This is a genomic window from Allobosea lupini, from assembly GCF_900109525.1.
Taxonomy (GTDB): Bacteria; Pseudomonadota; Alphaproteobacteria; order Rhizobiales; family Beijerinckiaceae; genus Allobosea; species Allobosea lupini.
In genome coordinates this window covers 226,193-251,553 of the sequence record NZ_FOAN01000001.1, presented here as the reverse complement: position 1 = coordinate 251,553, position 25,361 = coordinate 226,193, and the positions used below count along the sequence as shown (strand labels likewise).

21 protein-coding genes are annotated in these 25,361 nt (G+C 67.1%); 10 read left to right on the top strand and 11 right to left on the bottom strand.

Annotated features, from left to right (window positions below):
• The first annotated feature begins 5 nt into the window (after positions 1 to 5).
• Positions 6 to 809, top strand: a complete 804-nt coding sequence (locus BMZ21_RS01165; protein WP_091828889.1) for an MBL fold metallo-hydrolase — start codon at positions 6 to 8, stop codon at positions 807 to 809.
• A gap of 195 nt (positions 810 to 1,004) precedes the next feature.
• Here the strand turns inward: BMZ21_RS01165 and BMZ21_RS01160 are convergent, their stop codons facing one another.
• Positions 1,005 to 2,216, bottom strand: a complete 1,212-nt coding sequence (locus BMZ21_RS01160) for an MFS transporter (RefSeq protein ID WP_091828887.1) — start codon at positions 2,214 to 2,216, stop codon at positions 1,005 to 1,007.
• A gap of 134 nt (positions 2,217 to 2,350) precedes the next feature.
• Positions 2,351 to 2,803: a VOC family protein gene (locus BMZ21_RS01155; protein ID WP_091828885.1), complete on the bottom strand. Its 453-nt coding sequence runs from the start codon at positions 2,801 to 2,803 to the stop codon at positions 2,351 to 2,353.
• 521 nt (positions 2,804 to 3,324) lie between these two features.
• Between BMZ21_RS01155 and BMZ21_RS01150 the strand changes: the two genes are divergently transcribed.
• Positions 3,325 to 4,305, top strand: coding sequence for a Bug family tripartite tricarboxylate transporter substrate binding protein (locus BMZ21_RS01150; protein WP_091828883.1), 981 nt, complete (start codon positions 3,325 to 3,327; stop codon positions 4,303 to 4,305).
• Positions 4,306 to 4,317: 12 nt separating this feature from the next.
• Here the strand turns inward: BMZ21_RS01150 and BMZ21_RS01145 are convergent, their stop codons facing one another.
• Together BMZ21_RS01145 and arfB are read right to left on the bottom strand one after the other, a co-directional pair.
• Complete coding sequence (locus BMZ21_RS01145; RefSeq protein WP_091828881.1) at positions 4,318 to 4,869, bottom strand: regulatory protein RecX; 552 nt, start codon at positions 4,867 to 4,869, stop codon at positions 4,318 to 4,320.
• Between the two features lies 1 nt (position 4,870).
• The gene (gene arfB / locus BMZ21_RS01140; protein WP_091828879.1) at positions 4,871 to 5,290 is read right to left on the bottom strand and encodes an alternative ribosome rescue aminoacyl-tRNA hydrolase ArfB; all 420 of its coding nucleotides are present in this window, start codon (positions 5,288 to 5,290) and stop codon (positions 4,871 to 4,873) included.
• Positions 5,291 to 5,327: 37 nt separating this feature from the next.
• Between arfB and mazG the strand changes: the two genes are divergently transcribed.
• The gene (mazG, locus tag BMZ21_RS01135; RefSeq protein ID WP_091828877.1) at positions 5,328 to 6,164 is read left to right on the top strand and encodes a nucleoside triphosphate pyrophosphohydrolase; all 837 of its coding nucleotides are present in this window, start codon (positions 5,328 to 5,330) and stop codon (positions 6,162 to 6,164) included.
• A gap of 60 nt (positions 6,165 to 6,224) precedes the next feature.
• On the opposite strand, the gene BMZ21_RS01130 is transcribed toward mazG, so the two are convergent.
• The gene (locus tag BMZ21_RS01130; RefSeq protein ID WP_091830462.1) at positions 6,225 to 7,058 is read right to left on the bottom strand and encodes an invasion associated locus B family protein; all 834 of its coding nucleotides are present in this window, start codon (positions 7,056 to 7,058) and stop codon (positions 6,225 to 6,227) included.
• Between the two features lie 240 nt (positions 7,059 to 7,298).
• On the opposite strand from BMZ21_RS01130, the gene BMZ21_RS01125 reads away from it, so the two are divergent.
• Positions 7,299 to 9,149 (top strand): extracellular solute-binding protein, encoded by a 1,851-nt coding sequence (locus BMZ21_RS01125; protein ID WP_091828829.1) that lies wholly within the window; start codon positions 7,299 to 7,301, stop codon positions 9,147 to 9,149.
• A 123-nt stretch (positions 9,150 to 9,272) separates the two neighbouring features.
• Positions 9,273 to 10,307 (top strand): AMP-binding protein, encoded by a 1,035-nt coding sequence (locus BMZ21_RS01120; RefSeq protein WP_091828828.1) that lies wholly within the window; start codon positions 9,273 to 9,275, stop codon positions 10,305 to 10,307.
• Between the two features lie 128 nt (positions 10,308 to 10,435).
• On the opposite strand, the gene mfd is transcribed toward BMZ21_RS01120, so the two are convergent.
• A complete protein-coding gene (gene mfd / locus BMZ21_RS01115; protein WP_091828827.1) occupies positions 10,436 to 13,984 on the bottom strand; it encodes a transcription-repair coupling factor in 3,549 nt (1,182 codons plus the stop codon).
• Positions 13,985 to 14,089: 105 nt separating this feature from the next.
• Complete coding sequence (locus BMZ21_RS01110) at positions 14,090 to 14,386, bottom strand: FAD assembly factor SdhE (RefSeq protein ID WP_091828826.1); 297 nt, start codon at positions 14,384 to 14,386, stop codon at positions 14,090 to 14,092.
• Positions 14,387 to 14,521: 135 nt separating this feature from the next.
• Between BMZ21_RS01110 and recG the strand changes: the two genes are divergently transcribed.
• Positions 14,522 to 16,624, top strand: coding sequence for an ATP-dependent DNA helicase RecG (gene recG, locus BMZ21_RS01105; RefSeq protein ID WP_091830460.1), 2,103 nt, complete (start codon positions 14,522 to 14,524; stop codon positions 16,622 to 16,624).
• Between the two features lie 12 nt (positions 16,625 to 16,636).
• On the opposite strand, the gene BMZ21_RS01100 is transcribed toward recG, so the two are convergent.
• On the bottom strand, positions 16,637 to 17,056 hold the full coding sequence (locus BMZ21_RS01100) for a RidA family protein (protein WP_091828825.1): 420 nt from the start codon (positions 17,054 to 17,056) through the stop codon (positions 16,637 to 16,639).
• 132 nt (positions 17,057 to 17,188) lie between these two features.
• Between BMZ21_RS01100 and BMZ21_RS01095 the strand changes: the two genes are divergently transcribed.
• Positions 17,189 to 18,079 (top strand): LysR family transcriptional regulator, encoded by an 891-nt coding sequence (locus tag BMZ21_RS01095; RefSeq protein ID WP_091828824.1) that lies wholly within the window; start codon positions 17,189 to 17,191, stop codon positions 18,077 to 18,079.
• A 74-nt stretch (positions 18,080 to 18,153) separates the two neighbouring features.
• Positions 18,154 to 18,987 (top strand): AraC family transcriptional regulator, encoded by an 834-nt coding sequence (locus tag BMZ21_RS01090; RefSeq protein ID WP_091828813.1) that lies wholly within the window; start codon positions 18,154 to 18,156, stop codon positions 18,985 to 18,987.
• A 1-nt stretch (position 18,988) separates the two neighbouring features.
• Here the strand turns inward: BMZ21_RS01090 and BMZ21_RS01085 are convergent, their stop codons facing one another.
• Positions 18,989 to 19,681, bottom strand: a complete 693-nt coding sequence (locus tag BMZ21_RS01085) for a DUF502 domain-containing protein (protein ID WP_091828811.1) — start codon at positions 19,679 to 19,681, stop codon at positions 18,989 to 18,991.
• 109 nt (positions 19,682 to 19,790) lie between these two features.
• Between BMZ21_RS01085 and BMZ21_RS01080 the strand changes: the two genes are divergently transcribed.
• Complete coding sequence (locus BMZ21_RS01080) at positions 19,791 to 20,180, top strand: YbaN family protein (protein ID WP_091828809.1); 390 nt, start codon at positions 19,791 to 19,793, stop codon at positions 20,178 to 20,180.
• Positions 20,181 to 20,193: 13 nt separating this feature from the next.
• Here BMZ21_RS01080 and glmS read toward each other — a convergent pair whose 3' ends face one another.
• Together glmS and glmU are read right to left on the bottom strand one after the other, a co-directional pair.
• Positions 20,194 to 22,020, bottom strand: coding sequence for a glutamine--fructose-6-phosphate transaminase (isomerizing) (glmS, locus tag BMZ21_RS01075; protein ID WP_091828807.1), 1,827 nt, complete (start codon positions 22,018 to 22,020; stop codon positions 20,194 to 20,196).
• A 108-nt stretch (positions 22,021 to 22,128) separates the two neighbouring features.
• On the bottom strand, positions 22,129 to 23,484 hold the full coding sequence (gene glmU / locus BMZ21_RS01070) for a bifunctional UDP-N-acetylglucosamine diphosphorylase/glucosamine-1-phosphate N-acetyltransferase GlmU (RefSeq protein WP_091828805.1): 1,356 nt from the start codon (positions 23,482 to 23,484) through the stop codon (positions 22,129 to 22,131).
• A gap of 314 nt (positions 23,485 to 23,798) precedes the next feature.
• On the opposite strand from glmU, the gene BMZ21_RS30715 reads away from it, so the two are divergent.
• Positions 23,799 to 25,361: an OpgD/OpgG family glucan biosynthesis protein gene (locus BMZ21_RS30715; RefSeq protein ID WP_244543647.1), complete on the top strand. Its 1,563-nt coding sequence runs from the start codon at positions 23,799 to 23,801 to the stop codon at positions 25,359 to 25,361.

The following is a 25,361-nucleotide window of genomic DNA, read 5'->3' as shown; positions in this document are numbered from 1 at the left end:
GCCGCATGAGCCTGACCGTCACCATCCTCGGCTGCGGCTCATCCGGCGGTGTCCCGCGGCCAGGCTCCGGCTGGGGCGCCTGCGATCCCAACGATCCGAAGAACCGGCGGCGGCGCTGCTCGATCCTGGTCGAGCGCCGCGGCCTGAACGGCGCGACGAGCGTGCTGATCGACACCACGCCGGACCTGCGCGAGCAGCTCCTGTCGGCTGAGATCAACCGGCTCGACGTGACCCTGTTCAGCCACGACCATGCCGACCACACCCATGGCATCGACGATCTGCGCGCGCTGGTGCTGCATATGCGCAAGCGCATCCCGGTCCACGCCGATGCTGTAACGGCCGTGACGCTGCGCCAGCGCTTCGGCTATCTGTTCGAGACGCCGCCCGGCAGCTTGTATCCGCCGATCCTCGATCTGAAGCCGCTCGCAGCCGGCGAACCACTCGTGATCGACGGCGCTGGCGGACCGATCGAGACATTGCCGTTCCGGCTCGAGCACGGCCCGAACTATGACGCGCTCGGCTTCCGCTTCGGCGATTTTGCTTATGCGCCCGATGTCAGCGCGATCCCGCCAGAAGCGATGGCGGCGATGAGCGGGCTCGACCTGCTCGTCCTCGACTGCCTGCGTGAATCGCCGCATCCCAGCCACTTCAATCTGGAGCAGTCGCTCGACGCGATCGCGGAGCTCAAGCCGCGTCGCGCGATCCTGACCAACCTCCATGTCGATCTCGATTATGCCAGCTTGGCCAAGCGCTTGCCGGCCCACATTGAACCGGCGTTCGATGGCATGAAGCTGACGGTCGAGAGCTAGGCCGGCCTCACGGGGGCATTTCCGGGCATCAATTTAAGTTCCATAATATGTCTTATGCGAATCGGATCTGGGCCTGCGGATCGCTTCTCTCCAACCCCTCCGCTCCGTCTTCCAACGCCTGGCGCAACCACACCAGGCGTTGAAGCAATGAGCCGATCGCGTTGAGTCTCCCCGCCATCGCGACGCGCAAGCCCTTCACGCCACCGCCAGCTCCGCCCGCTTCTCGGGAAACGGCCGGAAGCTCCACAGGACCAGCATCGCCGCCAGGCCGAGGACCCAGGAGCCGACATACATCGGCGCGTAGCTACCGAACCGGTCGTAGATCAGGCCGCCGAGCAGCGGGCCGGTCGACATGCCCAAGCTTCCGGCCATCGCCGTGCCGCCGATGATCGTACCCATCATCTTCAGAGGGAAATTCTCGCGGATGATCACGGCATAGAGCGGCATGGTGCCGGCGTAGATGAAGCCGACGATCACAGCGACCGCATAGAAGCCGGCGAGCTCGCCGACGAAGGCATAGGCCAGCACGCCGAAAGCCTGGGCCAGCAGCCCGAGGATCAGGACCCGCTGCGCGCCGAACCGGTCCCCCGCGACACCGAAGCCGAGACGGCCGAACATGCCGGCCAATCCCTCGACGCTGTAGATCGACACGGCCGCGAGCATCGGGATGCCACAGCTCACGGCATAGCTCACCGTGTGGAAGATCGGCCCGGAATGCGTGGCGCAGCAGAAGAAATTCGCCAGCATGAGCGTGATGAACTGGGGCGAACGCACCGCCTGGCCGACGCTCATCTCTCCTTGCGTGACTTCGGTCGCCTCGGTCTTGGCAGCAGCTGCCTCCAACGCTGGCGGCCGGCGCACCAGGAGCGCCGCAGGGATCATCAGCACCGCCGCGATGGCGGCGATGATCTGCATCGAGGCGCGCCAGTCATGGATGGTGACCAGCCAGGCTGCGAGCGGCGCCATGGTCATCGGCGCCATCCCCATGCCGGCCGAGACGAGCGAGACCGCAAGGCCGCGCTGGGTGTCGAACCAGCCGGTGACGCAGGCCATCATCGGCGCGAAGACAGCCGCGGTCGCCGCACCGACCAGAAGGCCGAAGAGCAGCTGGAATTCGATCAGGGAATCCGCCCTGCTCGCGAGCGCCAGGCTCGCAGCCAGGACGATCGATCCGGTCAGCACCACCGGGCGCGGCCCATAGCGATCGGAGAGATTGCCCCAGACCATGCTGGCTGCCGCCATGGCGAGGAAACCGATCGTCATCGCCGTCGAGATCCCGGTGACGGACCAGCCGGTATCCTGCGACATCGGCCGCAGGAAGACCGGCAACGAGAACATGGCGCCGACCGCGACGCAGCCGAGCAGGCCGCCTGCGGCGACGATCACCCAACGATAGGACTGGCTCATCACCTTCTCCGGGACGTTCGAGGAGCGCCCCGGTCAGCCGGACTGGCCCCGCGGGTGCGCTCAATGCCCCAAGGACGGATCGGCCTTGGCGAAGCCGACATCCCGCCGCAGCTTTTTATCGGGATCGGGCCGCCTCAGCCCTGCGACGGCTTCCAGTCGGCCGACGGGATGGTGTTGACCATCCACGGGATTCCGAACTTGTCGACGAGGGAGCCGAAGCCGGGCGACCAGAAGGTCTCGCTGAACGGCATCACGGCCCTGCCCCCTTCGGCCAACTGCTCGAACCAGCGCTGGCCCTGGGCCTTGTCGTTGGTGTGCAGGGTGACGTCGAAGCCGTTCTTGGGTTTGTCGATGTTGTGGGCCCAGGCGGTATCCATGTCGGCGCCCATCAGCGCCTGATCGCCGACCTCGAGCCAGCAATGCATCAGCCAGTTCTTATACTTGCCGTCGGTGTCCGGCATGCCCATGCCGGGCGGCGCATCGCCATAGGGCATGGCGGCCGTGATCTTGCCGCCCAGCACTTTGGCATAGAACTCGAAAGCCTCGCGGCACTGCCCCTGAAAGCTCAGGCTGGTCACGATCTTCATGGTCGTCTCCCTTTTTTCGTCTGAGATCCGCGCGAATCTGGCGGCATCGACCGACCGAAACGCAGCCGGTTAGGCGGTGATCCAGCCCACACCCTCGTCGTAGCCGTCATTGTCCAGCAGCGGCGCATGACGTGTTCGCCAACCGGCGACTTTACCCATGCGGCTCCTGCTCATCGCCAAACGCACGCTGTCGAGCACGGTTCAGGCCGGCCGTTCTGCTGTCAGGCCGAACGGTCTATTTATGTTGATATCAACGTACTAGGCCGACGAATGTCAATCTCCGCAGCCAACACTCCTGCCAACCCGTTGGCTTCAACGTCATGCAAAACGCCCGGATTTCCCGGCCGATTTCGGTTGCGGCGATCCTGACAGCCAGTTCGGCCGGCTGCCGGGGAGACCCTGCTTTGGTCGGGTTGCCATTCCGATATCGCAATGCGCTAATCTGACATAACGCCCGGCATTCTGCCGGAAGCGATTGCAAGGACCTTCAAGAGTCCGGATATCCAAGGGAGATCAAATCGATGTCGAAATCCGGCTGGCTCGGCGCACTCGCGCTCGCCACCCTCATCCAGCTCGTCCCGGCAGCGCCGGCGACGGCTCAATCCTGGCCGCAGAAGCCCGTCAGCTTCATCGTGCCGTTCCCGGCCGGCGGCGGCACCGACGCCTTTGCCCGCCCCCTTGCCGCCCAGCTCGAGCAGCAGCTCGGCCAGCGCATCCTGATCGACAACCGCGGCGGCGCCGGCGGGACGGTCGGCGCGTCGGCCGCCTCGAAGGCCGCGCCCGACGGCTACACCTTCTTCATCGGCGCCGCGCACCACGCCATCGCGCCGGCCCTCTATCCGAAGCTCGACTACAACATCCAGACCGATTTCATCCCGATCGGCGTCATCGCCCAGCCGCCGCAGGTCGTGGTCGTCCATCCCGGCAAGGTCCAGGCCAAGACGCTGGTGGAGCTGATCGACTTCGCCAAGAAGAATCCCGACAAGCTGAACTATGGCTCGGCCGGCAACGGCACCACGCACCATCTCGCCGGCGAACTGTTCAAGCTCACCACCAAGGTGAACCTGACCCATGTGCCCTATCGTGGCGCAGGCCCGCTGATGCAGGATCTCGTCGCCGGTCAGGTCGATCTCGCCTTCGACGGGCTTGGTTCCTCCGCCGCGCAGATCTCCAGCGGCACGCTGCGGGCCCTCGCCGTCGCGGCGCCCAAACGCGCCAGCGCCTTCCCCGATGTTCCGACCACCGCGGAAGCAGGCGTGCCGGGCTACGAGGTCTCGACCTGGTATGCGATGTGGGCGCCGAAGAACACGCCGCCGGAGATCGTAGCAAAGATGACGGCCGAGTTGCAGAAGGCACTGGCCACGCCGATGGTGACCGAAGCCTGGAAGAAGAACGGCTCGGAGATCCCGAACCTCTACGGCCCCGCCTTCGGCGACTTCGTCAAGGTCGAGGTCGCGCGCTGGGGCAAGGTCGTGGCCGAGGCCAACGTCAAGCCCGATTGACCGGTCCAGCGGTCACCCGCCCTCGCCCGCGTCGTCGATCACGGCGCGGGCGATCGCCAGGCTGAAGCCGGCGCGTGCCAGCGCCGCGATATGCTTTTGCCGCTGCGCGACGCGATCACCGCGGCTCCATGGTCCGAGGCGCTTGCGGCGGGCAGCGATGCGCGCGGCATCCAGCTCGGTCTCCTCGTCGGTCGCCACGACCTCGGCGACGAGGCCGCGCTCGACGCCCTTGGTCGCAAGGCCCGCTGCCACGGCCCGCGCCGAGCGCCCCTTGCGGCGCAGGCTCTGCGCCCTCGCCTCGGCGAAGCGGCGGTCGTCGACGAGGCCCGAGACAACGCAAGACCTGACAATCTCCTCGACCGCCGTGCGGAATGCCTGGGGGTCTTGCCCGTGATGCCGGCAGCTGCGCTCGACCTTGCGCAGCAGGACGCGCTGCAATTGCACCGCCGGGACTGAATAGCGTTCGAGATAATGCAGCGCGGCCCGCCGCAGATAGTCGGCCGTGATCCGCTTGGGCGCCGGCCGCTCTCCTGGTGCCGCCTCTTTGCCCCGCCCTGACGCCAAGCTAGTCGAACCTCGGCTTGCCGCGGGTCGATTTAACCGAGGAACGCTTTACCTTCGAAGCTAGGCGCCGCTCCTTCGAGGCCTTGGTCGGCTTGGTCGCCCGCCGGACCTTAGGTCGCACCTCCGCCTGCCTGATCAGCTCGACCAGCCGCGCCAGCGCCTCCTCGCGGTTGCGGCTCTGGCTGCGATGCTCCTGCGCCGTGATGACGATCACGCCATCCTGCGTCAGCCGGCTGCCGGCCAGCTTCATCAGCCGGAGCGCGACATCATTGGGCAGCGAGGCCGAGCGGCGGGCGTCAAAGCGCAGCTCGACCGCAGTCGAGACCTTGTTGACGTTCTGCCCGCCCGGACCGGAGGCGCGCACGAAGCTCTCCTCGATCTCGCTGTCGTCGATCGCGATGGACGGGGTCACTTGAATCATGGGAGGACGCTACCCCAACACAGGGAGAATTGCAGCGATGAAGCCGTCTCGCGACATCGAGCGCCTGATCGAGATCATGGCCGCGCTGCGTACGCCCGGGACGGGCTGCCCCTGGGATCTCGAGCAGGACTTCGCCTCGATTGCGCCCTACACGATCGAGGAGGCCCACGAGGTCGCCGACGCGATCGCCCGCGGCGATCTCGTCGATCTCAAGGACGAGCTCGGCGACCTCTTGCTGCAGGTCGTGTTCCACGCCCGAATGGCGCAGGAGCAGGGCAGCTTCGCCTTCCCCGACGTCGTCGAGGCGATCACCACCAAGCTGATCCGCCGGCATCCGCATGTCTTCGGCGATGCGCGCGATCTGTCGCCCGCTGAGGTCAAGGCGCTCTGGGGGCAGATCAAGGCGCAGGAGAAGGCCGACAAGGCACGCGCCAGAGCCGAGGCCGGGCTGCCGGAGCCTGCAGAGGCCAAGGGCGTGCTCGCCGGCGTGCCGACCACCCTGCCCGCGCTGACCCGCGCCTGGAAGCTGCAGGCCAAGGCCTCGACCGTCGGCTTCGACTGGAACGATGCCCGATTGGTGCTCGACAAGGTGCGCGAGGAGACCGCCGAGATCGAGGAAGCGCTCGCCGGCGGCGACAAGGCCGCGATCCAGGAGGAGATCGGCGACCTGCTCTTCGTGGTGGCCAATCTCGCCCGCCATGTCGATGCCGATCCCGAGGCCTGCCTCACTGCTGCCAACGCAAAATTCGAACGGCGCTTTGCCGGCATCGAGGCGGCGTTGGAGCGCCAGGGGCGCGAGCCGCGGGAGGCCACCCTGGAGGAGCTCGAGGAGCTCTGGCAGCAGGTCAAGCGCACTGAGCGCGCCGCACCTTGAACACATGAAAACGCCGGGCACGAGGCCCGGCGTCGATATGCATTCTACCTGTTCGATCGATCAGGGCTTCGGAGCCGGCGCAGGCGTCGCGCCCGGAGCCGGGGCGGCCGGCGTACCGGGGGCCGGCGCCGCGCCAGGGGTCGCCTCGGCGCCGCCGAGGCGCTTGCGCAGCTCCTCCTGGCGCTTGGCGAGTTCGTCCTGCAGCGCCTTCTGCTGCTCTTCCAGAACCTTCGGGTCGATCGGCGCGCCGTCGAAGGCCTTGGCGAAATCAGCCAGCGGGATGGCGAAGGTGACCTCGCGCGCGCCCTGGTTCTGCACGCTGATGTTGAGGGTGGTGCCCTTCTTCATCGCGTTGATGAGGTCGTCCTTGACCTGCGCCTCGGCAAAGCAGCCGTTCGGGAAGCAGATCGCATAGCGGCCGGGCGTCGGCTGGGCGTTATCGACGCCGAAGCGGATGCCCGGCTGCAGCAGCAGGCCGAGCGGCATCAGGAAGCGCACGATCTTGTTGGCGTCGCCCTTGACGTCGTAGACCGCGGCGGCAAGCACCGGCTGGCCCTGGTCAGAGACGAAGTCGCGGGTGGTGTAGCAGATTTCCTTGTTGGCCGCCTGATCCTTGCCGCAGACCTTGGTCCAGCTCGTCTGGGACGGCTCGGGCTTGACCTGGACGACGGTGGGACCGGTCTGGGCAGCCTGGCCCTGGGCCGGCTGCTGGGCGGGAGCGGGCTGCTGCGCCGGCGCGGCCGGGCGATTCGCCGGGCGCTGCGGCTGAGCCTGCTGCGCGCTCGCGGCGATCGGGGCTAGAGCGACGGCGGCGCCGAGGATGAGCGCGAGGCCGCGGACCGTGCTCTTCGCGGTGGCGCCCTGGCTCCGGGACAGGCGGGTCGAAGCTGACATCTGCGTTTCCTTGACCATGAAACTGGTTCGGCCGCCGGATTCGGCGGCATGCATCACCCAAGGCTCAACCCAGCAAGGTGCCGGAGCCGGTGGCGGCGTGAGCACATCAAGCGCGATTGCGGCGTTTGGATGACGCCCGGCCTGCGTTTAGCGAGTTCTGTCGCAGGTTTCCAGCCCCGAAGAGCCCGGCGCGACAAGTTTGATCGCATGTTATTCTGCGGCAGGGAATCAGTTTCGAGCATGCATCGACCTTTCAGCGCAGCGGCGCGTTACGCGTGGTGTCTCTGGCTCGTCCTGGCGGGCTTGGCGGCTTTCGGGCCGATCGGGAACCCGCGCGCAGCTGCGGCCGAGAACGATGCCGCCATCGCCATGCATGGCGAGCCGGAGCTGGCCAAGGGTTTCGCTCACCTGCCCTATGCCGATCCGCGGGCGCCGAAGGGCGGGCGAATCATTTACGGCCAGCAGGGCACCTTCGACAGCCTCAATCCTCTGGTGGTGTTGGGTGTCGCCCCCGACGCCGTCCCGCGCTATGTCCAGCAGAGCCTTCTGTTCCGCTCCGCCGACGAGCCTTTCACCGCTTATGGCCTGCTGGCCAGCAAGGTCGAGCTCAACTCGGAACGAACCCGTCTCGCCTTCCAGATCGATCCGCGCGCCCGCTTCTCCGATGGCAAGCCGGTGACGGCGGACGATGTGATCTTCACCTTCGAGATGCTGAAGACCAAGGGCAAGCCGTTCCACCGCTCGAGCCTGGGTCGCGTGACCAAGGTCGAAGCCCCCTCTCCCGATCGCGTCGTCTTCGAGCTCGGCGACGGCTCCAACCGCGAATTGCCGCTGGTGATCGGCGCCATGCCGATCTTCGCCAGGCACGCCACCGACGCCGAGAAATTCGGCGACACCAGCTTCAAGCCGGCGCTCGGCTCCGGCCCCTACCTCGTCGAGGAGGTCAAGCCGGGCGAGATGCTCCGGCTGAAGCGCCGCAAGGATTTCTGGGCCGAGGATCATGCCCTCACCCGCGGCCTCTTCAACGCCGACGAGATCCGCTACGATTTCTACCGTGATTCCAATGCTTTGTTCGAAGCCTTCAAGGCAGGACTTTACGATGTTCGTCTTGAAAGCGACCCGACGCGCTGGATGACCGGCTATGACGTCCCCGCCGTGCGCGAGGGTCGGATCGTCCGCGACACCTTCCGATTCCAGACGCCCAAGGGCATGACCGGACTGGTCTTCAACACACGCCGCCCGCAATTCGCCGATATCCGCGTCCGCGAGGCGCTGGCGATGCTGTTCGACTTCGAATGGGCCAATCGCAACCTGTTCCACGGCGTCTACCGACGCGCCGGCAGCTTCTTCGCCGACAGCGAGCTCTCGGCGCTCGGCGTGCCGGCCGATCAGCACGAGAAGGCGTTGCTCGCCGCCTTTCCCGGCGCCGTGCGCGACGACATCCTCGCCGGAACCTGGGCCCCGGCCACGACCGACGGCTCCGGCCGCGACCGTGACCAGGCTCGCCGCGCGCTCGCTTTGCTGGAAGCCGCCGGCTACCGGCTGAACGACGGACAGCTGCGCAAGGACGGCCAGAGCGAGGCTTTCGGCTTCGAGATCACCGTCACCAACCGCCCGCAGGAGCGCCTGGCGCTGAACTATGCGACCTCGCTCGCACGCCTGGGCATCACCGTCTCGGTCCGGTTGATCGACGACGTCCAGTACTGGCGCCGGCTCTCGACCTTCGACTTCGACATGATCCAGTGGACCTGGCCGGCTTCCGCCTCGCCCGGCAATGAGCAGATCGGCCGCTGGGGTTCGGCCAATGCCGAGCGCAAGGGCGCGCTCAACTATGCCGGCGTGCGCTCGCCTGCCATCGACGCAACATTGCAGGCACTGCTGGCGGCACGTTCGCGCGAGGATTTCGTGGCGACCGTGCGCACGCTCGATCGTTTGCTGCTGTCCGGCTTCTATGTCGTGCCGCTCTACTATCTGCCGGAGACTTGGCTGGCGCGGGCGCGCGAGATCACCCTGCCCGAGCGGCGACCGAAATTCTTCTTCTCAAATGAGACGCTGGCGCGGTCGCCCTCCCCGCCCGCGCCCGCCAACTAGAGCAGGACGCGAGAAAGTGGGAACCGATTTTTCGCAGGAAGCCTGCTCTGAACTCTCAGAACCGATCACGCTTTATGGTTTTGGATCGACCCGATCTGAAACCATCGTGATCTAGGACCGGCGATGCGGATGGGCTCCGACGAAATCTCCATCGGCGCGCTGGTCGAAGGGCTCGATTTCGACAGCCTGCTGAAGGCACTCGCCGCCCGCCGCGGCTATGAGCCGGCCTTCCGCGACCCGCCCGGCCGGCGCGACTGGAGCGATTTTTCCCCCAATGCCTTCGGCTTCGCCGAGCTCGACGGCCGCGTCGACCGGCTTGCCAACCTTCTCCTCCTCGCCAAGCCGCAAGCTGGCGCCTGCGTCGCGATCCTGGCCCCGCTCGGCCCTGAGGCCCTGGTCTCGATCCTCGCCAGCCTGCGGGCCGGCCTGTCGCCGATGCTCCTGCCGGCCCATGCCAAGGAAGCGGAGCTCTTGCCGATCATCGAGCGCTCCGGCGCGGTGATGGCGCTCGGCGTGCCACGGATCGGCGAGCTGCAGCCGCTTCACCTGCTCCGCGACGTCGCCGCCCGCTCCTTCGGCATGCGCTTCATCGGCGGCTTCGGAGCGCGCGTACCCGACGGCGTCGCGGCGCTGGAGCCGCTGCTCGGCCACGGCGCTACGCCATCGGCATTGCCGCCTGCAGCGAACCGGGCGCCGATCCGCGTCGTCGACGGACACAGCCTCGCCGGTCCCTTCACGGTCAGTGAGAAGGAGGTGCTCGCCAAAGCGCTCGAGATCTCGCGCGTGCTGAAGCCGCTGGCGTCCTCGCGCATCGTCACCACGCTGGTCGGCGGCGATCTCGCTGCGCTCGCGACCGGGCCCGGCATCGCGCTGCTCACTGGCGTCGAGCTCCTGCCGCTCGGACTGTTCGTGCTCGACGACCTGCGTGCCTGCCTGGAAGGCGGGCGCATGGTCCATCTCGTCATCCCCGCCGCGCTGGAGCCGGCGCTCGCGCGCTCGCGGCTCGGCGGCCACAAGTCGCTGACCAGCCTGGTCGTCACCCGCCGCGCCGGCGAGGACGACGGTTTGCCGCGCCTCGACCGACCCGACCTCGCCATCGTCGACGTGATCACGCACGCGCCCGAGCGCGTCGAGATCAGGCGGCGCAATCCGGGCTAAAGCCAGAAGGCCGTCATGCTCGGGCTTGACCCGAGCATCTCAGGCCGGAGGAGACTCCAACCCGCGCCTTCCCTTCATGAGATTCTCGGGTCGCCGCTGCGCGTTCCCCGAGAATGACGGATGAGGCCCTACGCCGCCTTCTTCCGCTCGGCGATGCGCGCGAGATCGGTCAGCAGCCGGCGCGTGCCGGTCAGGCGTTGCTCGGCCGTCTCGAAATCGTCGATGAAGACGACGCGCATGTCGGGGCGAACCTTGGCCAGCGTCCCGATCTTCGCGACATACGAGACGAGCCCCTCCGGATTGGCGAACTCGTTGTCGCGGAAGGCGACGATGATGCCCTTCGGCCCGGCCTCGACCTTCTCGACATTGGCGCGCTTGCAGAGCGCCTTGATCGCGACGATCTCCAGCAGCTGGTTGACCTCCTCCGGCAGCGGGCCGAAGCGGTCGATCAGCTCGGCGCCGAACGACTGCAGGTCGCCGTCGTCGTCCATCGTCGAGAGGCGCTTGTAGAGCGTCAGCCTGAGCGTCAGATCGCCGATATAGTGCTCGGGGATCATCACCGGCGCGCCGATCTGGATGCTCGGCGACCACTGCGCATCGCTTTCGATCTCGACGCCAGCCTTGAGCGCCGCCACCGCCTCCTCCAGCATCTGCTGGTAAAGCTCGTAGCCGACCTCCTTGATATGGCCGGACTGCTCGTCGCCGAGCAGGTTGCCGGCGCCGCGGATGTCGAGGTCGTGGCTGGCGAGCTGGAAGCCGGCGCCCAGCGTATCGAGCGATTGCAGAACTTTCAGACGCCGATCGGCCTGCTCGGTCAGCTTGCGGTTGGCCGGCACGGTGAAGAGCGCATAGGCGCGCACCTTCGAGCGGCCGACGCGCCCCCTGAGCTGATAGAGCTGCGCCAGGCCGAACATGTCGGCGCGATGGATGATCAGGGTGTTTGCGGTGGGAATGTCGAGCCCGGATTCGACGATCGTGGTCGAGAGCAGGATGTCGTACTGGCCCTCATAAAAGGCCGTCATCACGTCTTCCAGCGTGCCAGCCGCCATCTGGCCATGGGCAATGCCGACCTTGCACTCCGGCACCTGCTTGTCGAGGAAGTCCTTGACCTCGGCGATGTCCTCGATGCGCGGCACTACATAGAAGGACCGCCCGCCGCGATAGCGCTCGCGCAGCAGCGCCTCGCGCACGATCAGCGGATCGAAGGGTGTGACGAAGGTGCGCACCGCCAGGCGGTCGACCGGCGGCGTCGCGATGATCGAGAGCTCGCGCACGCCGGTCATGGCGAGCTGGAGCGTGCGCGGGATCGGCGTCGCCGTCAGCGTCAGCATGTGGACCTCGGCGCGCATTTCCTTCAGTCGCTCCTTATGGGCGACGCCGAAATGCTGCTCCTCGTCGACGATGACGAGGCCGAGATCCTTGAAGTCGATGCCCTTGCCAAGCAGCGCATGTGTGCCGACGGTGATGTCCATTGTCCCGTCGGCAATACCCTGCTTGACCGCCTTCAGATCGGGCGCCGAGACGAAGCGCGAGGCCTGGCCGACCTTGACCGGCAGGCCGGCGAAGCGCTCGGCGAAATTGCGGTAGTGCTGGCACGCCAGCAGCGTCGTCGGCACCACGACCGCGACCTGCTTGCCGGCGAGCGCGGCGGTGAAGGCGGCGCGCAACGCCACCTCGGTCTTGCCGAAACCGACATCGCCGCAGACCAGCCGGTCCATCGGACGGCCAGCCGCGAGATCCTCGAGCACGGCATCGATCGTGTTCTGCTGGTCCTCGGTCTCCTCATAAGGGAAGCGGGCGCAGAACTCGTCGTAGAGCCCGTCCTGCGGGATCAGGCGGGGCGCTTCCTTGAGCGCGCGGGCAGCCGCGATCTGGATCAGCTTGCCAGCCATCTCGCGGATGCGCTGCTTCAGCTTGGCCTTGCGCGCCTGCCAGCCGCCGCCACCGAGCCGATCGAGCACAACCTCGGTGTCCTCCGAGCCGTAGCGCGAGAGCAGCTCGATATTCTCGGCCGGCAGGAACAGCTTGGCGTCGCCGGCGTAGTGGATTTCGAGGCAGTCATGCGGCGCGCCGGCCGCCGTGATCGTCTGCAGGCCGACGAAGCGGCCGATGCCGTGATCGACATGGACGACGATGTCGCCGGGTGTCAGCGAGGACAGCTCGTTGATGAAGTCCTGCGGCCGGCGCGTCTTCTTGCGCGGCCGTACCAGCCGGTCGCCCAGGATGTCCTGTTCGCCGATGACGGCGAGCCTGCCGGCCTCGAAGCCGGTCTCGAACCCCCAGACGGCGAGCGCGGTGGTGCCGGGCTTGAGGTCGAAGGCCGCCCGCAGGCTACCGGTCATCTGCACGGCCTTCAGGCCGTGATCTGCCAGCACATGGGCGAGGCGCTCGCGCGAGCCCTCCGACCAGGCGGCGAGGATGACGCGTCGCCCGTCTGCCTCCAGGGCCTTCACATGCGCGACGGCCGCGTCGAAGACGCTGCCGGAATTGTCGGCGCGTTCCGCCGCGAAGTTGCGCCCCTGCTTGCCGCCGAGATCGACGACGAGCTTGCCTTCGCTCTCCGGCAGCTGGAACGGCGTCAGCGAGGCGACACCGGCCTCGCCGATGATGCCGCGCCAATCGGCCGGCGAGAGATAGAGCGCCTCCGGCGGCAGCGGCTTATAGGGTATCGAGCCCGGCGACGGCTGATCGAGCGCGCTCTTGCGGGCCTCGTAATAGTCCTTGATGAGGCTGATGCGCTCGGCCACCGCATCATCGGCGTGATGGTCGAGGACGATCGGGACATCGGGCAGATAGGTGAAGAGCGTGTCGAGCTTCTCGGCCAGCAGCGGCAGCCAGTGCTCGAGACCGGCCGGACGCCTGCCTTCGCTCACCGCCTCATAGAGCGTGTCGTCGCGGCCGGGCGTGCCGAAGGTCGCGATATAGGATTGGCGAAAGCGACGGATCGAGTCGCTCGTCATCTGTGCCTCGGACATCGGCACGAGGTCGAGCCCGCGCAATTGCCCGGTGGTGCGCTGCGTCTCCGGATCGAAGGTCCGGATCGATTCCAGCGTGTCGCCGAAGAAGTCGAGCCGGATCGGCGCCGGCATGCCCGGCGGGAAGAGGTCGACGATGCCGCCGCGCACGGCGAACTCGCCGGTCTCGCGCACCGTCGAGGTCCGCAGGTAGCCGTTGACGTCGAGCCAGCGCGCCAGTTCCTCCGTATCGACCATGTTGCCCGGCGCTGCCGAGAAGCTCTCGGAGGCGACCTTGCCGAAGGCCGGCACGCGCTGGAGCGCGGCGTTGACGGTGGTCAGCAGCAGGCGCGGCCGATCGCCGGACTTGGTCCTGGCGAGGCGCGACAGCGTCGTCATCCGGTGCGCCACGATCGAGGGCGCCGGCGAGACGCGGTCATAGGGCTGGCAGTCCCAGGCCGGAAAGCTCATCACCTCGAGATCGGGCGCGACGAACTGCAGCGCATTCTCCAGAACCTGCAGGCGCTGACCGTCGCGGGCGATGAAGACGATCAGCGCCGGCCCTTCCGATTTCTTCGCCCGGGCCCGCGTCAGATCGGCGAGCACGACGGCGTCGAAACCATCGGGCACGCCGGAGAGCGTCGGCTTGTCGCCGCGGTTCAGCGCATCGAGGACGCGCTCGAGCTGCGGCTTGGCGATCTGGGTAGGAGGCGGAATGCTCATCGGGCAGTTTTCTCAGGCGTCATTCTCGGGCTTGTCCCGAGAATCTCAGGACCAGAGCCCAATGGTTTCCGAGATGGTCGGGTCAAGCCCGACCATGACGGCGGTTCACACATGGATCGGCTTGTCGTGCTGGTGGAAGGCCTTCAGCCGCCGGAAGACGTCGGTATCGTAGTTCTCCGGCACCTGTGCCTCCCCTGTCACCCAGCTCAAAAGGTCGCGGTCGAGTACTTCGATCAGCCGCTCGAATTCGTCGAGCTCCGCATCGGTCAGATTGCCGATCTGCGCATCGGCGAAGCGGCCCATGATCAGGTCCATTTCGCGCATGCCGCGATGCCAGGCGCGGAACAGGATCTTGCGCCGTCGCGGGTCGAGATCGGCGCTGCTACGGGTCGAGCCACTCATCTTCGGCCTCGCGAAATGGAAATAGGGCCGGCCCCGTCGCGGAGCCTGCCGTCGCGAGCTATATAGCGATGCCATCTCGCGAAGTCAGCGGCAGGAATGCCGCCGGGCTCGCACTCCTGACATGCCGTGAAGCCATTGCGTCCATCCGTCCTCGATCCGCTCTTCGCACCGGCCACAGCCCTCTCCGGCGTCGGCCCCAAGCTCGCCAAGGCGCTCGACCGGCTGCTGGGCGACGAGACGCATGCCGCTCGCGTCACCGATTTGCTGTTCCATCTGCCGACCGGCGCGATCGACCGACGGCCGAGCGAGAGCATCGCCGAGGCGCCGATCGGCGAGGTCGCGACCTTCTCGGCGCAAGTGACCGAGCATCGCCCGGCCCCACCGACCAAGGCGAAGGCGCCCTATCGCGTCATCGTCGAGGACGAAACCGGCGACGTCACGCTGGTATTCTTCCATGCCGATGTCCGCCATCTCCTGCAGACCCTGCCGATCGGCGCTTATCGCATCATCTCGGGCAAGCTCGAACTCTGGGACGGCATGCGTCAGATGGTGCATCCCGACCGCATCCTCGATCCCAAGCTCGCCGCCACCCTGCCCTCGGTCGAGCCGGTCTACGGGCTCACCGAAGGCATAGGCGGGCGCGTCATGGCCCGCATCGCCGCCGGAGCGGCCGAGCGCTGTCCCGAGCTGCCGGAATGGCAGGATCCGGCCTTCCTGACACGGCACGATTTCGTGCCCTTCCGCGACGCCATCCACGCTCTGCATCACCCGGTCGATCTCAAGGCCGCGACAGGGGAAACGGTCGCCCGCCGGCGCATCGCCTTTGACGAATTGCTGGCGAGCCAGATCGCGCTCGCTTTGGTGCGCCGCCAGCAGAAGAAGGCGGCCGGCCGCGCCACCGCCGGCGACGGCGCCTTGCGCCACGCCATCGAAACCGCCCTGCCCTTCACGCTGACCGACGGCCAGCGCAAGGCGATCGCCGACATCCATGACGACATGGAGAAACCCGAGCGCATGCTGCGCCTGCTCCAGGGCGATGTCGGCTCGGGCAAGACCGTGGTCGCGCTGATGGCGATGGCGGCCGCAGCCGAAGCCAGAAGACAATCGGTGCTGATGGCGCCGACCGAGATCCTCGCCCGCCAGCATGCCGAGCGCCTGGCGCCTCTCGCCGACAAGGCCGGCCTCAAGCTCGCTCTGCTCACCGGCCGCGAGAAGGGCGCCGGCCGCCGGCAGGTGCTGGAAGGCCTGGCGAATGGCGAGATCGACATTGTCGTCGGCACCCATGCGCTGTTCCAGGAGGGCGTTGCCTTTCACGACCTTGCGCTCGCCGTCGTCGACGAGCAGCACCGCTTCGGCGTGCACCAGCGCCTGCTGCTCGGCGCCAAGGGCGAAGCGGTCGACATTCTCGTCATGACAGCGACGCCGATCCCGCGCACGCTGGCGCTGACCTGGTTCGGCGACATGGACGTCTCGATCCTCTCGGAGAAACCGGCCGGCCGGAAGCCGATCACCACGCGGGCGATCTCGCTTGAGCGCTATGACGAAGTCGTCGGCGCGGTCGGGCGCGCACTCGACGCCGGTGCGCAGGTCTACTGGGTCTGCCCGCTGGTGCAGGAATCCGACACGCTCGATGTCGCCGCGGCGCAGGAACGCTTCGAGGCGCTGCAGGCCATCTTTGGCGACAAGGTCGGCCTGCTGCACGGCCAGATGCCGGGACGCGACAAGGATGCCGCCATGGCCGCCTTCTCCCGTGGCCAGACGCGGGTGCTGGTTTCGACCACGGTGATCGAGGTCGGCGTCGACGTGCCCAATGCCTCGGTGATGGTGATCGAGCATGCCGAGCGCTTCGGCCTGGCCCAGCTCCACCAGTTGCGCGGGCGGATCGGCCGAGGCAGCGCTGCCTCGACCTGCCTGCTGCTCTACAAGGGTCCGCTCGGCCAGGTGGCGGAAGCGCGCCTCACCATCATGCGCGAGAGCGAGGACGGCTTCCGCATCGCAGAGGAAGACCTGCGCTTGCGCGGCGAAGGCGAGGTGCTCGGCACCCGCCAGTCCGGTTCGCCCGACTGGCGCATCGCCCGGCCGGAGATCGACGGCGATCTCTTGGCGGCGGCGCGCGACGATGCCCGCCTGCTGATCGAGCGCGATCCCCAGCTGGAGACCCCGCGCGGCCAGGCAATTCGGACGCTGCTCTATCTGTTCGAGCGCGATGTCGCGATCCGCTTGCTGCGGGCAGGCTGAGTCGGCCTTGGCCTACGCGACCGAAGCGCTGTCGGCGGCCTTGGACGGAATCCGCGCCACGACCTTGAGCTCGAAATCGAAGCCGGCGAGCCAGGTCACGCCGACGGCGGTCCAGGTCGGATAGGGCGGTTCGCCGATCTCTTCGGCGCGGATCGCCATCATCTTCTCGAATTGCGTCTGCGGATCGGTGTGGAACGAGATGACGTCGATGACGTCATCGAAACTCGCCCCCGCCGCCGCCAGCACGGCGCGTAGATTGGCGAAGGCGCGCCGGACCTGGTCCTCGAACACGGGTTCGGGCGAACCATCCTCGCGGCTGCCGACCTGCCCCGAGATGAAGAGCAGGTCGCCATGCCGGATCGCGGCCGAATATTGATGGACGTCGTAGAGGGCGTGCCGGTCGGCAGGAAAAATCGCGTCGCGTTTGGTCATGTCGGTTCCTTTCATGGACTGCGAACGCAGCGGCCTCTCCGCGTGGTTCGCTTTAGTCGACAGGAGATAGCGGGCGACTATTGTTCGGATTAGCCGTTGAAGTTGGTACAGGCTGATGCAAAATCACCAGCAATGACTCGCCCTTCGCTGAACGACCTGACCGCCTTCGTCACTGTCGCGACCCGTCGCAGCTTCCGGCGCGCGGCAAACGAGCTCGGCACGGCGCCCTCCACCTTGAGCCATGCGATGCGGGCGCTGGAGGAGCGTATGGGTGTGCGCCTGCTCAACCGCACGACACGCAGCGTCTCGCCGACGGAAGCCGGCTTCGAATTGCTCGGCCGCCTTCAGCCGGCGCTCGCCACCCTGGACGAGGCGCTCGACAGCGTTGCCCCCTTCCGCGGCAATGTCGCAGGCACCGTCCGGATCAATGCGCCGCGGCTGGGGGCAACCATCCTCCTGCGCAACATCCTGCCGGCGATGTCCGAACGCTTTCCCGACGTGGTCGTCGACCTCGTCGTCGAGGGGAAGCTGATCGACATCGTCGCGGGCGGTTTCGATGCCGGGGTCCGCCTCGTCGACTCGATCCCGAAGGACATGATCGCCGTGCCATTCGGTGCGAAAGTCAGCTTCATCTGCGTCGCGTCGCCGGCCTATCTCGAACGCTTCGGCGAGCCCGGTACACCCGACGAGCTCACGCGACACCGCTGCATCGGCCACCGCGTGCCGAACGGAAAGCTCTATCGCTGGGAGTTCGAGTGGGCCGGACAGGCGCTGACGATCGAGGCAGCCGGCCCGGTCATCCTCGACGACGAGGAACTGATGGTGGATGCCGCGATCACGGGCCTCGGCATCGCCTATGTCGCCAGCCCGGCGGCCGAGGCGGCGCTGGCCGAGGGTCGCCTTCGCCGGGTTCTGGCAGCGTGGACGCCCGCCCCAGAGCGGGTCGCGATCTACTATCCCGGCCACCGCGCCGTGCCGCCGGCGCTGCGGGCCTTCCTCGATGTCGCCAAGGCTGCGCGCTAGAAAGAGCGACAGCAATCCTGATCAAGCAGACGCGCTTCGCCTCCGCCATGGTGCCGGCGTTTCGTGAGTGAGCCATGGACCCGATCAAGAAAGCCCTTTGGTGCATCGAAAGCCGCTTCGCCTCCGAGCTCTCGCTCGACGAGATCGCGGAGGTCAGCGGCGTCTCTCGCTTCCATCTGAGCCGCGCCTTCGGCGTGGCGACCGGCCGCTCGGTGATGCGCTATGTGCGCGAGCGCCGGCTCTCGGAAGCGGCGCGCCAGCTCGCCGATGGGGCGCCCGACATCCTCCAGGTCGCGCTCGACTGGGGCTATGGCTCTCACGAGGCCTTCACCCGCGCCTTCCGCGAGCAGTTCGGCATCACGCCGGACGAACTGCGATCGAGGCGCGATCTGTCATCTCTTGCTCTCGTGGAGCCTCTGTCCATGCACGCTGCAAACCGCACTCCCCTCGCCGAGCCGCGTATCGTCACCGGTACCCCCTTGCTGATCGCCGGCTTCAACGGTCATTTCTCGGTCGACAACACGCAAGGCATTCCGCTGCTCTGGCAGAGAATCGCCCCGCATTTCGGCCATATCCCCGGCCAGAAGGGCTATGTCGCCTATGGCGCGAGCTATAACTGCGACGATGTCGGCGCCTTCGATTACATTGCCGGCGCGGAGGTCTCGTCCTTCAGCGACCTGCCCGACGAGTTCGCCCGGCTGAGCGTGCCGGAGCAACTCTGTGCCGTGTTCGAGCACAGCGGCCACATCACCGGCATCAAGCAGACCTATGAGGCGATCTGGCGCGACTGGCTGCCGAAATCGGGCCGGGAGCCGGCGATGGGCGTGACACTCGAACGCATGGACCAGCGCTTCGACGGCGCCAGCGGCAACGGCATCGTCGAAATCTGGGTGCCACTGAAGGGCTGAGTTACTTCGCCCCGTCCGACAATGGCTCGCCAGGCTGGATCAGCCCAGCCGACATGATCAGCTTGGCGCCGTCTTCGATCGAGATCGACAGTTCCACCACCTCACGCCGCGGCAGGTAGAAGAAAAATCCAGTCGTCGGGTTCGGCGTGCAGGGCAGGAAGACGCCGATCTGCTCGTCGCCGTCGGGCAGCTTGCCGGCGATCTCCGGCGCCGCCTCCTGGGCGATGAAGACGATCGACCACATGCCCGGCTGTGGAAACTGCACCATGCCGACCGTCCGGAACGAGGTGCCGGACTGCGAGAAGATCGTCTCGAAGATCTGTTTCACGCCCTTGTAGAGGCCGCGCACCACCGGCATCCGGTTGAGGAGCGATTCGCCGGCGCCGATCAGGGTGCGCCCGACCAGGTTCGCGGCAAAAAAGCCGATCACCGTCAGGCCGATCAGGGCGATGATCAGGCCGAAGCCGGGCAGCGGGAACGGCAGATGGTTTTCGGGCCAGAACTGGGCCGGCACCAGCGGTTTCACCATGCCGTCGACCAGGTTGATGAACCACCAGGTCACCGAGGCGGTGATGGCGAGCGGCGCTGCCAGCACGAGACCGGTCAGGAAATAGCGCCTGAGCCTGGTCCCGAAGGTTGGCCGCAGCAGATCGGGCTGGACGACGAGGCGCGGATCGGGCGTGCGGGCAGTCATAGGCGATCCGGGTCTCCGTCGCTCTTGCGGCCTGACCATATTGCGCCGCACTATCGAACGATAGCCGAGCGCCAGCCGCTGACTAGCCCCCGATTCGTCGATAGGCCTCGTGTCCGAACCGTCCAGATCTCAACGCCGCTGGCATCGGCCGCTCTATCTTGCGGTCGGCTGGCTCTGCGTACTGCTCGGAATCATCGGGCTGATCCTGCCCGTGATGCCCGGCACCGTCTTCCTGATCGCGGCGGCCTGGTGCTTCTCGCGCTCCTCGCCGCGGTTCGAAACCTGGCTGGTCAATCACCCCCGGCTCGGCCCGCAGGTCGTGCGCTGGCGCGAAACCGGCGCGATTGCCCGCAGGACGAAATATCTCGCCTGCGGCTCGATGCTGCTGAGCTTCGTCATCGTGGCGGCGACCGATGCGCCGCCGATCGCGCTCTGGCTGAGCGGCGCCGGCCTGATCGCCGCCGGCACCTATGTCGCAAGCCGGCCGGAGCCGGACTAGAACCGGGTAGAGATCACTCGACGGTGACCGACTTCGCCAGATTGCGCGGCTGGTCGACGTCCTTGCCCATGAAGACGGCCGTCTGATAGGCGATCATCTGGATCGGCACCGCATAGACGATCGGCGCGAACAGCGGATCCATCTCCGGCATGATGATCGTCGCCTCCGGCACGACCCCGGCTTCGGCCGCTCCCTTGGCGTCGGTGATCAGGATGATCCGGCCGCCGCGTGCCGCGACCTCCTGCATGTTCGAGGCCGTCTTCTCGAAGAGCGCATCGTGCGGGGCGATGACGATGACCGGCATGTCCTCGTCGATCAGCGCGATCGGGCCGTGCTTGAGCTCGCCGGCCGGATAACCTTCGGCGTGGATATAGCTGATTTCCTTGAGCTTCAGCGCGCCTTCCAGCGCCAGCGGGAAGGCGGTGCCGCGGCCGAGATAGAGCACGTCGCGCGCCCTGGAGAGCTTGCGGGCGAGCTTCTCGATCTCGGACTCCAGCGTCAGCGCCTGCGCCATCAGGCCGGGCAGCGCGATCAGTTCCTGGACGTAAGCCGCTTCCTGCTCGGCCGTGAGCGTGCCGCGGGCGCGGGCGGCGGCGATGGCGAGGCCAGCGAGCGCCGTCAGCTGGCAGGTGAAGGCCTTGGTCGAGGCGACACCGATCTCGGGGCCGGCCAGCGTCGGGGCGACGACATCGCTCTCGCGCGCGATCGTCGAGGTCGGCACGTTGACCACCGACATGATGTGCTGGCCTTCCTGGCGGGCATAGCGCAGGCAGGCGAGCGTGTCGGCGGTCTCGCCCGATTGCGAGACGAAGAGCGCGAGCCCGTTCGCCGGCAGCGGCGCCTCGCGATAGCGGAACTCCGAGGCGACATCGATCTCGACCGGCAGGCGGGCGAGCTTCTCGAACCAGTATTTGGCGGTGAGACCGGCGTAGTAAGCTGTGCCGCAGGCCGAGACGGAGAGGCGCGACAGGTCCTTCCAGTCGAACGGCGTCTCGAACGGCAGCCGCGCCACGCCATTCGCCATGTCGACATAATGCGTCAGCGTATGGCCGACCACTTCCGGCTGCTCGTAGATCTCCTTGGCCATGAAGTGGTGGTGATTGCCCTTCTCCACTAGGAAGGCGCCGGCCGCGACGCGCTGGGCGCGGCGCTCGACCTGGCTGCCGTCGGCGTCGTAGAAGGTCGCGCCCTTGCGGTTCAGCACCACCCAGTCGCCCTCGTCGAGATAGGCGATCAGATTGGTGAAAGGCGCCAAGGCCAGCGCGTCCGAGCCGAGATACATCTCGCCGTCACCGATGCCGACTGCGAGCGGCGAGCCCTTGCGGGCGCCGATCAGCAGGTCTTCCTGTCCCTCGAACAGGAAGGCGAGCGCGAAAGCGCCACGCAGATGCGGCAGCGACGCTCCGACCGCCGCGATCGGGTCCTTGCCGCGATCGAGCTCGCGGGTGACGAGATGGGCGATGACCTCTGTATCGGTTTCGCTGGCGAAGACGTGGCCGTCGGCCTCAAGCTCGGCCTTGAGCTCGCGGAAGTTCTCGATGATGCCGTTGTGGACGACCGCGAGCTTCTCCGTGGCGTGCGGATGGGCATTGCTCTCGGTCGGCTTGCCATGCGTCGCCCAGCGGGTATGGCCGATGCCGATCAAGCCATCGAGCGGCTCGTTGGAGAGGCGCACTTCGAGATTCTTGAGCTTGCCCTCGGCGCGGCGGCGGCTGAGCCGGCCGCCTTCGAGGGTCGCGACGCCGGCTGAATCATAGCCGCGATATTCGAGCCGCCGCAACGCCTCGACGACCTGGCCGGCGACGGCCTGTTTGCCGAGAATGCCCACGATCCCGCACATGGATGTGCCTCATCCGTTGATATCGATGCGCATCGCAATAAGCCGCGAGCCGGCAAATGCGAAATCACGTTGAATATCGAACTGTGAACGAAATGCCTTGCAAATCGCTTATTGTCGGGCCTTTCGGGCCTGTGCTGCAGCCCTGAAGGCCGAAGCCCAGCCCTCGCGCTCCATCTGCCGGCCGCGCGCGACGGCGAGCGCATCCGGCTTGACGTCGCGGGTGATGACCGAGCCCGAGCCGACATAGGCACCCGCCCCGATCGTCACCGGCGCGACCAGCGCGGAGTTGGAACCGACGAAGGCGCCCTCGCCGATGATCGTCCTAGACTTGACGAAGCCGTCATAATTGCAGGTGATCGTGCCGGCGCCGATATTGGCGTTCGCGCCGATCTCGGCATCGCCGATATAGGTCAGGTGGTTGACCTTGGCGCCCTCGCCGATCGCTGCCGCCTTGATCTCGACGAAGTTGCCGACCCTGGCGCCCTTCGCCAGTTCGGCACCCGGGCGCAGGCGCGCATAGGGGCCGATCGAGGCGCTTGAGCCGACGCTCGCCCCCTCGAGATGCGAGAAGGCGTGGATGACGGCATTGTCCGCGACCTTGACGCCGGGGCCGAAGACGACGTTGGGCTCGATCAGGACATCGCGGCCGATCACAGTGTCATGGCTGAAGAACACGGTTTCGGGCGCGATCAGCGTGGCGCCGGCCAGCATCGCCTCAAGCCGCTTGCGGCGCTGGAAATCGGCCTCGACGGCCGCGAGCTGGACCCGATCGTTGACCCCCTGCACCTCGGCCTCGGGCGCAACCCTTGCGACCGTCTTCAAGCCTTGCGCTCGCGCCACTGCAACGGCGTCGGTCAGGTAATATTCGTTCTGCGCATTGGCGCAGCCGATCGCGTCGAGGATGGCGAGCGCCTTGTGGCCATTGAGCGCCATCAGCCCGGCATTGCACAGGGTGATCCTGCGCGTCGCCTCGTCGGCATCCTTGTGTTCGACGATGGCGTGCAGCGCACCGTCCTGGGTGACGAAACGACCATAGCCGGCTGGATCTTTCGCCTCGAAGCCCAGCGCCGCAACGCCGACACCGCCATGCAACGCCTTGCGCAGGTCGGCGAAGGTCTCGGGACGCACCAGCGGCGTATCCGCAAACGCCACCAGCACATCGTCGTGCTTGCCCGCCAGGCTCTCACGGGCCGCCAGCACCGCATGCGCTGTGCCCTTGCGCTCGCTCTGAATGAAGACCGCGGCGTGCGGAGCATGCTTCCTGACCTCGGCCGCCACATCGGGACGATCGGGCCCGATAACCACCGCGAGCGCATCGGCGCCGGCGGTCGTCACTGCTGCCAGGACATGGCCGAGCAGCGAGCGGCCAGCCACCTCGTGCAGCACCTTCGGCCGTGCCGATTTCATCCGGGTCCCCTCGCCCGCGGCCAGCACGATGGCAAGACAGGTCCGGGCGGGCTGCATTTCCGTCATGATCGTCCTGTCACATGCTCGTTAACGAGGAAGCGCGGCCACGACCGGCCGTCGTCGCGGGCGCAGGCGAATGCCGCCCGGCGGTGGATAGCCGATAGCGAGCGGATTTGGCAAAGCCCAGCGGACGAAGCGCCCAGATGCCGGCCTCTGACGAGCCATTCGGCACGGCTTCGTTTTCAGCATGGCATTCCTGCATGCAAGGCGCTCCTTTTTTCGCCTTTGGCCTCGCACTGCGCTTTTCAGCCCCGCGCGAAATGCTCTAGAAGCGCAAGTCGGCAGAGCTTTGCCGGCCCAAGTTGGATATCATGTCGAAATCCTTGAATCGCCGTCGATTTTTGAGCCTCGCAGCGACCGGCGCCATCGCGCAGCGGTTTGCCGTCGGCACTGCGGCGGCGCAGGCCCCGACGGCATGGGCCGGGCTGGTGCAATCGGTTATCGCCGAAGGACAACGCTTCGATCCCGCACTCGTCGTCGAAGCGGCGCGCGTGCTCTCGCGCCGGCCGATGGTGCCATTGGTCGCCACCGACCTGCCGGAGGGCTACGCCACCCTGCCCTACGACCAGTATGTCGGCATCAGGGCGCAGTCTTCGGGCATGATCTGGGCCGGCGAGAATCGCGGCTTCACCGTCGAGCCGCTGCACCGCGGCTATGTCTTCTCGTCGCCGGTCAGCCTGTTCACGGTCGAGGACGAGATCGTCCGGCGCGTCGCCTTCGATCCCAGCAAGTTCAACTATGGCCGCGTGGCGCCCCCGCCTGCGGGCGCAGACCTCCAATTCTCGGGCTTCCGCGTTTCGGCAGGGCTGGAGCGTCCCTATGAGCTGGCGCTGTTCCAGGGCGCGACCTTCTTCCGCTCGCTGGCGCGCGGCCAGAATTTCGGGGCCGTAGCTCGCGCCCTGATCCTGCGACCCGGCGAGACGCGCGGCGAGGAAATCCCTTTCTTCCGCGCCTACTGGATCGAGCGGCCGAGCGCCGCCGCCGGTATGCTGATCATCCACGCGCTGCTCGATTCCGAGAGCGTCACCGGCGCAGTCCGCATGACGCTGCGCCCGGGCGACGTGACCTTCATCGATGTCGAGATGACCCTGTTCGCCCGTGCCAATCTCGACCATGTCGGCTTCGGCTGCGTGATGGGCACCTATCTCTCCGGGCCGCAGAGCCGGCGCGGCTTCGATGATCTGCGCCCGGCGGTCCACGAGGTCTCCGGCGTGCAGATGCTCACCGGCAACGGCGAATGGATCTACCGGCCGGTCAGCAACCCGGCCAATCTGCAGGTCTCGTCCTTCCAGGATTCCAATCCGCGCGGCTTCGGCCTGGTCCAGCGCGAGCGCGATCCCAATGCCTTCGTCGACGACGACCAGCGCTTCGAGCTGAGGCCGAGCGTCTGGATGGAGCCGCTTGGCGAATGGGGACCGGGCTCGGTCCAGTTGATCGAAATCCCCAGCGAATCCGAGCTCAACGACAACATCATCAGCTACTGGCGCCCACGCCAGCCGATCGCCGCCGGCAGCGAGACGACGATCGCCTATCGGCAGGCCTGGTGCTGGCAGCCGCCCGAGCGTCCGCCGCTCGCCACCGCGACGCGCATCCGGCAAGGCCGGGGCTCGCAGGCGCGCCGACGCCGCTTCCTCGTCGACTTCACCGGCGACAGGCTTGGCGATGCTGCCCTCGTCGCCGCCATCCGCGCCAATGTGACGGCAACGCCGGGCTCGATCCAGAACCTGCGGCTCTGGCCTTATCCGGAACGACGCACCATGCGCGTCGCCTTCGAGGTCGATCCCGGCAGCGAGACGCTCTCGGAACTGCGCCTCGTGCTCGACGCCGGCGGCCAGCCGGTTTCGGAAACCCTGCTCAATCGGTGGACCTGGTGA

Excerpts from the sequence above, each read along its gene's own strand:
- BMZ21_RS01100 (WP_091828825.1), bottom strand. The coding sequence starts at position 17,056 with ATGACCAAACGCGACGCGATTTTTCCTGCCGACCGGCACGCCCTCTAC.
- BMZ21_RS01095 (WP_091828824.1), top strand. The coding sequence starts at position 17,189 with ATGACTCGCCCTTCGCTGAACGACCTGACCGCCTTCGTCACTGTCGCG.
- BMZ21_RS01130 (WP_091830462.1), bottom strand. The coding sequence starts at position 7,058 with ATGTCAGCTTCGACCCGCCTGTCCCGGAGCCAGGGCGCCACCGCGAAG.
- mfd (WP_091828827.1), bottom strand. The coding sequence starts at position 13,984 with ATGAGCATTCCGCCTCCTACCCAGATCGCCAAGCCGCAGCTCGAGCGC.
- BMZ21_RS01090 (WP_091828813.1), top strand. The coding sequence starts at position 18,154 with ATGGACCCGATCAAGAAAGCCCTTTGGTGCATCGAAAGCCGCTTCGCC.
- BMZ21_RS01155 (WP_091828885.1), bottom strand. The coding sequence starts at position 2,803 with ATGAAGATCGTGACCAGCCTGAGCTTTCAGGGGCAGTGCCGCGAGGCT.
- glmS (WP_091828807.1), bottom strand. The coding sequence starts at position 22,020 with ATGTGCGGGATCGTGGGCATTCTCGGCAAACAGGCCGTCGCCGGCCAG.
- BMZ21_RS01150 (WP_091828883.1), top strand. The coding sequence starts at position 3,325 with ATGTCGAAATCCGGCTGGCTCGGCGCACTCGCGCTCGCCACCCTCATC.
- BMZ21_RS30715 (WP_244543647.1), top strand. The coding sequence starts at position 23,799 with ATGTCGAAATCCTTGAATCGCCGTCGATTTTTGAGCCTCGCAGCGACC.
- BMZ21_RS01085 (WP_091828811.1), bottom strand. The coding sequence starts at position 19,681 with ATGACTGCCCGCACGCCCGATCCGCGCCTCGTCGTCCAGCCCGATCTG.
- BMZ21_RS01110 (WP_091828826.1), bottom strand. The coding sequence starts at position 14,386 with ATGAGTGGCTCGACCCGTAGCAGCGCCGATCTCGACCCGCGACGGCGC.
- BMZ21_RS01165 (WP_091828889.1), top strand. The coding sequence starts at position 6 with ATGAGCCTGACCGTCACCATCCTCGGCTGCGGCTCATCCGGCGGTGTC.
- BMZ21_RS01120 (WP_091828828.1), top strand. The coding sequence starts at position 9,273 with ATGCGGATGGGCTCCGACGAAATCTCCATCGGCGCGCTGGTCGAAGGG.
- glmU (WP_091828805.1), bottom strand. The coding sequence starts at position 23,484 with ATGCAGCCCGCCCGGACCTGTCTTGCCATCGTGCTGGCCGCGGGCGAG.
- arfB (WP_091828879.1), bottom strand. The coding sequence starts at position 5,290 with ATGATTCAAGTGACCCCGTCCATCGCGATCGACGACAGCGAGATCGAG.
- BMZ21_RS01125 (WP_091828829.1), top strand. The coding sequence starts at position 7,299 with ATGCATCGACCTTTCAGCGCAGCGGCGCGTTACGCGTGGTGTCTCTGG.
- BMZ21_RS01160 (WP_091828887.1), bottom strand. The coding sequence starts at position 2,216 with ATGAGCCAGTCCTATCGTTGGGTGATCGTCGCCGCAGGCGGCCTGCTC.
- mazG (WP_091828877.1), top strand. The coding sequence starts at position 5,328 with ATGAAGCCGTCTCGCGACATCGAGCGCCTGATCGAGATCATGGCCGCG.